Genomic DNA, 8,108 nt, shown 5'->3' on the forward strand with positions numbered 1-8,108 from the left:
CCTCGTGAGGCAGACGACAGGGGCGCCGAGTGGCATGTCCAGCTGTGGGCCAGGCGTCCGTGAGCTGTTGCGGGTGCGTGAGCGATTCGTGAGCGGACAGACCGGCATGCACCTTCGGGGTCAGGACAGGGCGTCATGCCGGTCACCGGGAGCAGCGGCCCCAGTTCCGCTCCGACGCGGCCAGTTGCCGGGCGAGCGTGCGGCCAAGGCCTTGGGCGGACTCGACGGCGAGGCTGCAGACCGCATCGAAGCCCAGCGTTCTGCTGTCGGCAAAGACAGTCGCAGCTGCGATGGCGTGGGCGACAGGATCGTTCCATGCAGCCGGTCTTCATTCTCGTGCACAGTCCGTCCGTGGGCCCCTCGACCTGGCACCCTGTGGCCGAACACCTGACGGCAGCCGGGTACCAGGTACGGGTGCCGTCCCTGCTGAACATAGGAATCGGTGCTCCACCCTTCTGGCCCCGCGTCGTCGACGCGGTGCGCGACGACCTCTGGCAGGTCCCGGACGGCAGCCCTCTGACGTTGGTGGCACACAGCAACGCCGGCCTGTTTCTCCCGGCGATCCGCTCGGGCCTCGACCACCCGGTGACCAGCTCGACCTTCGTCGATGCCGCGCTGCCGGCCCGGATCGGCCCGACCCCCGTCGCCTCACCCGAGTTGCTGGAGTTCATCCGCCCGATGGCCGTGAACGGCAGGCTCCCACGCTGGACCGACTGGTGGGACGAGGCAGACGTCGCACCCATGTTCTCCGAACCGGTGATGCGGCAGAAAGTCGTCGAGGAGCAGCCCACCCTGCCGCTGTCCTACTACGAGCAGCACATCCCGGTCCCCGACGGCTGGGACGACCATCCTTGCTCTTACTTGCTGTTCGGCCCTCCGTACGACGACTTCGCCGTCGAGGCGCGCGAACGCGGCTGGCGTGTGGCACACCTGCCCGGCGCGCACCTCCACCAGATCGTCGATCCTGCCGGCACAGCACGGCACCTCGTCGCACTCGCCACTACGGCCTGAGCCGGCTGATCCACTTCCGATGCACGCCGCGGTGAAGGCCGCCGGGCCGGTCCACTGCGTCGCGCACCCCACGGCCCGCACAGGCACCGGTGATGGTCCACTCGACGTCACTGACCGTCAGCACCAGGTGATCCAGGCCGCTGATCACCATCCCCGGCTCGGGGGGCGTACCGGGCGAGCTGCCCGGCACAGGCATTCCACGCGGGGGCGGACAGCAGTTCGCGTGAGCGGGCGAACAGGCGGTACAGGGCCGGGCCGTGGCGTTCGGCCAGCTCGGTGTTGTGGGCCAGTACGTCGAGCTCGTTGGCGGCCGTGAGCTCCACCATCGCGCGTACGTCCGCCTCAGCCGGCATGTGTTCGCGGCTCGTGAAGCGGTCGCGGAAGGCCACGGGGCGCCCGGCGCCCAGGCGCGGGTAGACGGCCGCCCGGTCGCAGCTCGCGTACAGGTACACCAGGGCCTCCGCACGGCCGCCGATCAGTTCGGTGAGCACCTCACGCTCGGCCGTGTCCAGGAGTGACCCGTCATATCCGTCCGTCCCGTAAGCGGCGTGGCACAGCCCCGCGAGCTGGACGGCCGGCTCGGCGCCCCAGGCCGAGAGCAGGCGGGCGACGCGGTGCAGATGGTCCAGGAGCGTCCCGCCCGGGTGGGGCATCCGGTCGGCTCCGCGGGTGCACAGGAACGCCTCGACGTGGGGCCACTGCGCGGGGGCGGACCGCTGCACTACGCCGCCCGCTCCGCGGACTGCGTGATCTCGGCTACCAGCCGGGCGGTGGCCGGGGTCGCGATGCTGTGCGCGGCTCCGGCGCGCAGGACGGCTCCGCCGACGGCGTCGAGTTCGAGCGGCCGGCCCGCCTCGGCGTCGCGCTGCATCGACGACTTCATCGTCTCGGGAACGCGGTCGAAGAAGGAGAGCAAGTCCTCGGCGGTGATCGGCGCGCCGGCGGCGCGGGCCACGGCCGCGATCTCGTCGAGGACGGTGAGCAGTTCGGGACGGTGCCGACTGCGGACGGCACCGGCGTCGGCCTGGTGACGGGTGGTCAGCAGAGCGAACGCGGCAAGGAAGGCCAGTTTGTCCCAGAGCATCGCGCTCTCGTCCTCCCGTACGGTCACGCTCAGTCCGGCCTGCCGCAGCTGCTCTGCGAACTCCTCGGCTGCGGCGGCGAGTTGGAGGTCCGCGAACGGGCTGGTGTGGGCGATGCGGCCGGGCGATGTGCGGGTGGCCTCGACCCGGATGGTGCCTGCGACGACCCGGCCCGAGGGGAAGCGCTCGCGCAGCACGGTCAGGTGGTCGAGGCCGTTGAGCAGCGGGACCACGACGGCCGTGCCGACCACCTCAGCCGGGACGCGGTCGAGCGCCTCGGCGAGCGAGGTCTGCTTGACCGTCACGAAGAGTGCGTCCACCGGCTCGCGCAACTCGGTGTCGGCCTCCACAGCCGTGGTGAACGTCCCGTACTGGCCGCTGTCGACGTGCAGGCCGTCCTGGCGCAGCACGGCGACGGTCCGCTCGCCGGCCAGGCAGATGACGCGGTGTCCGGCGCGGGCCAGCAGCGCGCCGATCAGGCCGCCGACGCCGCCCGGGCCGAGAACGGCTACTGTCAGCTTCGTTGTGCTCACGTGTGCTCCTGTCCTGAGAGGCCGGAAAGCCGGTCGGGCCGGTGGCGGGTCGGCACCCGCCCGTGTCGGGATCGCGTCCGGATCGCGGTCGAGACAGCAGGCGGGTTGCCGCCCTGGGCCCGGAAACGATGATCAAACCTGGCCCGGGTCAAGTCAATCCACGGATTTGCACGCGAGACCCAAGCATAAGCTTGGACCTCATGACGCTTGACGATCTCCGTGTCTTCACCGCGGTCTGCCGGACCGGTGCGCTGAGCGCTGCCGCCCGCGACCTGGGCTGCACGCAGTCGGCAGTCAGCCAGCACGTGAAGCGACTCGAGCGGGAGCTGGGGCTCAGCCTGCTCGAACGGCACGCACGCGGGGTTGCGCCGACCTCGGCGGGACAGCTGCTGCACACGGCGGTGACAGAGGGCCTGGGGCGCATCGACCAGGCCGTGCGCCGGATCGAGGAACTCGCCCGCGCGGAGGGCGGATCGGTACGAGTCACCACCGGCGCCACGACCGTCCGGCACTTCATGGCCGCCGCGGTGGTGGACTTCCGCCGGCGTTTCCCGCGGGCCAGCCTGGAGTTCCAGACCGAGACGTCCAGCCGTGGCTGCGTCGACGCGCTCGTCGCCGGCGCGGTGGATCTCGCCTGGATCACCCTGCGACCGGCCGGCGGCGCCGTCGAGCAGCGGCCCGTCGTCCACCTGCCCTGGTCACTCGCCGTCACTGCCGACGACCCGCTCGCCGCCAAGCCCTCCATCGAGCCCACGGACCTGCAGGACGCCCGGCTCATCGGCCTCCCGGAGAACTCGACGGCGCGCACCCAGCTCGGCACCTGGCTCGCCGAATCAGGCATCCGGCCGGTCTTCGACACCAGCGTCACCGACTGGGACACCGCGATCCTGCTGGTTGGGCTCGGGCTCGGTCACGCGGTCGTCCCGACCCTGCCCGAGTGGACCGGCCCCGACCACCCCGACCTGCGGCTGGTCCCGATCCCCGCCCTCCCCGCGCTCACCGCCGGCTGGGCTGTACGCCGTTGGGACACCCTGTCCCCACTGGCCCGCGCCTTCGCCGACACCGTCGCCCACCACTGCGCCCGCCTGTCCGGTCAGTGAAGCCGCACTCGGTAGGTCGCCTCGCCTGCCGCTACGGACCACGGCCTTCCGCCGCCTCCGAGCGGCGAGGGGCTCTCGTACGTGTCAGGCGTGGCGGCGGCAAGGATCGACGGCCGCTACCGTCGGGTGCGGGGCGCCGTTCTACCGGCAGACCAGGGCAACCTTGCTCGTAGGCCGGGGCCTGCAAGCTGTGGCCGTCGGGCAGGCCTGCCCGACGAGGCAGGGCGCTCCGTCCTTCCGTCCTTGCCGTCCCGCCCTTCGCGCTGCGCGCCGCAGGCCATGAACCGCGGTCCGGCTCCGCGACCCCGGACCGGCCCCTCTGCCCAGGCGCACGCGCGGTCCACCGGACCGGCCGGTCTCCTCGAGTGAGGTGTTTGTCCCGTCCCGAGGTAAGGAAACGGTGGCGCGTGACGCGAAAGCCCGGAAGGGACGATGCAGCCACGTCGCCTGGGAGGTAGGCATGCCGGAGTACCGCAAGAGCCCAGAGCGCATCGCGCAACTCACAGAACAGCAGTACCGCGTGACCCAGCAGGACGAGACGGAGCCCTCCTTCGCCAACGCCTTCTGGGACAACAAGGCCCCCGGCATCTACGTGGACATCGTGTCAGGGGAGCCTCTGTTCTCCTCCGCGGACAAGTACGACAGCCGCACAGGGTGGCCCAGCTTCACGAAGCCCCTGGAGCCCGGCCACGTCGTCGAGCGGCCCGACACCAGCCACGGAATGACCCGTGTCGAAGTCCGGTCGGTGACCGGGGACAGCCACCTCGGGCACCTGTTCCCCGACGGACCCGACGACAGGGGCGGACTGCGCTACTGCATCAATTCGGCCTCCTTGCGCTTCATCCCCGTCGAGGAGCTGGAGAAGGAGGGTTACGGCCAGTACCTGAGCATGTTCCGGATGCCGGCAGGCAGTCCCGCCGAACCCCAGTGAGCGGCCGCCCGCCAGCAGTCCGAGACCGGCCGTCCGCCCACCGCGTCGCCGGCCAGGACAGACGGGCTGCGACACCCGCAGGCACAACATTGTCGTCCTGCTCACTGCCGCCACTCCTGCGCGGCCACATGCCTTGAACCACTACAGCTCACACAGGGTCGGCGCGGGCCCACGGGAGGTCCCTTCCTTGACCAAGAACCTCGACGGCGTTTCAGCCGAAGACGGTGCACCTGTGCCGGCCGGGGAGATTCCGATTGCTCTCACCGCAGGGCGCCTCGTCTACACCGACGGAGCGACGCAGACCTTCGACCCCGACGGCGCCACCCGCTACGCCGAGGGCGGACGGGAGACCGAGGGCACGTGGTCCGTCGATGAGAACGGCCACTTCTGCTCGTTCTGGCCGCCGTCCTACCGGGCCTCTTACGACCTGCGCTGGGTGGTGGAGGGGGGGAGAGGTCGTCGGCCTGCGGTTCTCGGATCCGCGAAGCGGAAGCCGCTTCGACGGCCGGTATCAGTGAACGCCGGACATGCCCCTGGGGGAAGAACCTCCTCCCCGGCATCCCCCTCCCGGGTCCGCACGTCGAGCAGCGGTTTCCGCCCGGACCCCGCGGGCCTCGGCATCGCCGTGGGCCCCCCACCCGGGCCCGTGGAAGCCGGACGCATCCGCCCAGGCATCCATGTCGTCCGTCCCGATATGCGCACCGGGCGCCCGCGCCGCCCCGGGTGTCCCGCGGCGTCAAGCCGCGCCCGGCACATCGGACGGCCGGCGGCACTTGGCCACCACCGGGCACTGGCGGGGGAGCGCGAGGGACACGGTCGCCCCGCTCATGCGGACGGCGTCTTGCACTGCTCGTGGTTCGACCGGGCTGCGCATACCGGCGCTGCACCGGGCCGGCACCGAACAAAGGCGATCACTGGAAGGGACAGGGCACATGACCGATGAGACGCCGGCACCGACGCCGCAGACGGTTCTGTGCCCTCTCACCAGCGCGGCGATCTTCCTCGTCGTCACGATCGACCCCGGCGGCGAAGCGGTCACCCGGGACCTGCTGTCCGATGTGAACTCCCTGCAACGGGCTGTGGGCTTCCGTGCCGAGCCTGAGGGCAGGCTCAGCTGCGTCACCGGAATCGGTTCGCGGGCATGGAGCCGCCTCTTCGCAGGGCCACGCCCTGCGGAACTGCGCCCCTTCCGTGAGCTGAACGGGCCCGTGCACCGCGCGGTGTCGACACCGGGCGACCTGCTCTTCCATATCCGCGCCACGCGCCTGGACCTGTGTTTCGCCCTCGCCACGGAGATCATGAACCGGCTGGGGAAAGCGGTGACCGTGCGCGACGAAGTGCATGGCTTCCAGTACTTCGACAAACGTGACCTGCTCGGCTTCGTCGACGGCACGGAGAACCCCACCGGCGCCGCCGCGAGCGCCGCCGTCCTGGTCGGGGAGGAGGACCCGGAGTTCGCCGGCGGGAGTTACGTGATCGTGCAGAAGTACCTGCACGATCTGGTCGCCTGGAACAGGTTGCCTGTCGAGGCGCAGGAGAAGATCGTCGGCAGAACGAAACTGTCGGACATCGAACTGGACGACAGCGCCAAGCCGGCGGACTCGCACGTCGCCCTCACCACCGTCACCGGCCCCGACGGCACAGAGCGCGAGATCCTCCGCGACAATATGCCCTTCGGGACTGTGGGCCGCGGCGAGTTCGGCACCTACTTCATCGGCTATGCCCGCACCCCGGCGGTGACGGAGACGATGCTGGAGCGGATGTTCCTGGGCACCCCGGATGCCTCGCACGACCGGATCCTGGACTTCTCCACCCCCGTCACCGGATGCCTGTTCCACGTCCCCACGGCGGACTTCCTGGACGACCTGCCCGCACCACCCGACGCGGAATCGGAGGAGACCGCCACGGGCGCCTGTCTCCGCGCCGTCGTTGCACCACCCGACAGTCAGCCCCCGTCCTCCGATGCCTCACTGGGGATCGGCAGCATGAAGCGGAGCACCCCCGATGGACAATCTGCACCGTGAACTGGCTCCCCTCTCCACTGCCGCGTGGAGCGATCTGGAGGAGGAGGCCCGACGCACCTTCAAACGGCATGCCGCAGCACGACGCATTGTCGACGTCCCCGAGCCGCGCGGAGTCGAGCTGGGAGGTGTGGCCACCGGGCACCTCGACAGCGTGGACGCCCCTGCCGATGGCGTGATCGCCCACGTGCGCCGCTTCCAGCCCTTGATCGAGTTGCGTGTCCCGTTCACCGTCGACCGCCGCCAGGTCGACGACGTCGCCCGGGGGGCCAAGGACGCCGACTGGCAGCCGGCCAAGGACGCCGCCCGGCGGCTCGCCTTCGCCGAGGACCGGGCTGTCTTCGAGGGATATGCGGCCGCCGGCATCGTCGGCCTGCGGAGGAGCTCCTCCAACTCACCGGTGACGCTGCCCACCGACGTCCGCGACTACCCGGACGCGATCAGCCAAGCGGTCTCCGCCCTGCGACTGGCAGGTGTCGACGGCGCGTACTCCCTTGCCCTGAGTGCCGAGGCGTACACGGCGGTCAGCGAGACCTCCGACCACGGCTACCCGATCATCAAGCACATCGCCAGGCTGCTGGACGGGGACATCGTCTGGGCTCCCGCCATCGATGGCGCCTTCCTGCTCTCCACCCGCGGCGGCGACTTCGAGATGCACCTCGGCCAGGACGTGTCGATCGGCTACTGCTCCCACGACGCGACCAGCGTCACCCTGTACTTGGAGGAGACCCTCACCTTTCTGGTCCACAGCGGCGAGGCGGTCGCGGCCCTCGTACCGCTGCCGACCGGCACCTGACAAGGAGAGACGCCGGCCGGTCGAAGCAGGTCCGCGTCGGCGGTGACCTCCCCGTACCGGATCGGCGCGCCCCTCAGCGCAGCCCGCACCCGAGAGATGACGGCCGGGCTGCGCGAGACGATGCACGACATCCGGTGCTCCGCGGCGGAGCCCGCCGCCCGAGTCTGTGACACGCACGCAGCACGCCCCTGGGATTGCTCGGTCACAGGACACCGGCTTTGAGGAACGCCTTCACCACCAGCAGCGCGCTTGTCCTTGATCCGTCTCCGCGCTCGGTCCATCAGGGCCGCGTGGTCGATGGAGCCGAAGCACGCTTCGATGCCCGCGTCGAGCACCCCGCGGTATCCCTGGGTGTCGACGCGGTGCATCTCCGCAACGGCGTCGCGCTGCACGGGGCAGAGGCCGAAAGAGACCGGCAGGAACCCGGCCTCGAAGACCGGCTCCAGCACTGGCTTCAGTGCGGCTTGGACCACCCGGTCGGCAACAGTCGGGATACTCGGCGCACCGTTCTACTGCCGCCGGGCCTGCGGGTCGTCCGTCTTGAGTGCGTGACGCAGACTCCAAGAACCCCGGCACACCGAGGCCCGTTCGACCTGGTCGGCCGCGAGGCCGTCCACGCCAGGGGCTCCTGCGC

Annotated in this window: 7 protein-coding genes; 5 read left to right on the top strand and 2 right to left on the bottom strand. The window is 70.6% G+C overall.

Features of this window, described 5'->3' with window-relative positions; genetic code table 11:
• Positions 1-315 precede the first annotated feature (315 nt).
• Complete coding sequence (locus tag R2S09_RS39575) at positions 316-1,011, top strand: alpha/beta hydrolase (RefSeq protein WP_306192328.1); 696 nt, start codon at positions 316-318, stop codon at positions 1,009-1,011.
• Positions 1,012-1,118: 107 nt separating this feature from the next.
• On the opposite strand, the gene R2S09_RS39580 is transcribed toward R2S09_RS39575, so the two are convergent.
• Together R2S09_RS39580 and R2S09_RS39585 are read right to left on the bottom strand one after the other, a co-directional pair.
• Positions 1,119-1,733, bottom strand: coding sequence for a DUF6817 domain-containing protein (locus R2S09_RS39580; RefSeq protein ID WP_306192327.1), 615 nt, complete (start codon positions 1,731-1,733; stop codon positions 1,119-1,121).
• Positions 1,733-2,626: a 2-dehydropantoate 2-reductase gene (locus R2S09_RS39585; RefSeq protein WP_316746110.1), complete on the bottom strand. Its 894-nt coding sequence runs from the start codon at positions 2,624-2,626 to the stop codon at positions 1,733-1,735. The genes R2S09_RS39580 and R2S09_RS39585 overlap by 1 nt, the downstream gene beginning before the upstream one ends.
• A gap of 200 nt (positions 2,627-2,826) precedes the next feature.
• Here R2S09_RS39585 and R2S09_RS39590 point away from each other — a divergent pair, with 200 nt between their 5' ends.
• The 4 genes from R2S09_RS39590 to R2S09_RS39605 all read left to right on the top strand — a co-directional run bounded on the left by R2S09_RS39590 (position 2,827) and on the right by R2S09_RS39605 (position 7,474).
• Positions 2,827-3,726 carry a LysR family transcriptional regulator gene (locus R2S09_RS39590; RefSeq protein ID WP_316746112.1) on the top strand — a complete coding sequence of 300 codons (900 nt, stop codon included), beginning with the start codon at positions 2,827-2,829 and terminating at the stop codon, positions 3,724-3,726.
• Positions 3,727-4,186: 460 nt separating this feature from the next.
• A complete protein-coding gene (msrB, locus tag R2S09_RS39595) occupies positions 4,187-4,657 on the top strand; it encodes a peptide-methionine (R)-S-oxide reductase MsrB (protein ID WP_306192324.1) in 471 nt (156 codons plus the stop codon).
• A gap of 932 nt (positions 4,658-5,589) precedes the next feature.
• Entirely contained in the window at positions 5,590-6,681 is a 1,092-nt protein-coding gene (locus R2S09_RS39600) for a Dyp-type peroxidase (RefSeq protein ID WP_306192323.1), read from the top strand.
• Positions 6,662-7,474, top strand: coding sequence for a family 1 encapsulin nanocompartment shell protein (locus tag R2S09_RS39605; RefSeq protein WP_316746114.1), 813 nt, complete (start codon positions 6,662-6,664; stop codon positions 7,472-7,474). The genes R2S09_RS39600 and R2S09_RS39605 overlap by 20 nt, the downstream gene beginning before the upstream one ends.
• The last annotated feature ends 634 nt before the right edge of the window (positions 7,475-8,108 follow it).

The sequence above is a fragment of the Streptomyces sp. MK7 genome, assembly GCF_032658145.1.
Taxonomy (GTDB): Bacteria; Actinomycetota; Actinomycetes; order Streptomycetales; family Streptomycetaceae; genus Streptomyces; species Streptomyces spiralis.

Bases quoted from the DNA above. Each gene is read 5' to 3' on its own strand.
- R2S09_RS39575 (WP_306192328.1), top strand. From the start codon at position 316: ATGCAGCCGGTCTTCATTCTCGTGCACAGTCCGTCCGTGGGCCCCTCG.
- R2S09_RS39590 (WP_316746112.1), top strand. From the start codon at position 2,827: ATGACGCTTGACGATCTCCGTGTCTTCACCGCGGTCTGCCGGACCGGT.
- msrB (WP_306192324.1), top strand. From the start codon at position 4,187: ATGCCGGAGTACCGCAAGAGCCCAGAGCGCATCGCGCAACTCACAGAA.
- R2S09_RS39600 (WP_306192323.1), top strand. From the start codon at position 5,590: ATGACCGATGAGACGCCGGCACCGACGCCGCAGACGGTTCTGTGCCCT.
- R2S09_RS39605 (WP_316746114.1), top strand. From the start codon at position 6,662: ATGGACAATCTGCACCGTGAACTGGCTCCCCTCTCCACTGCCGCGTGG.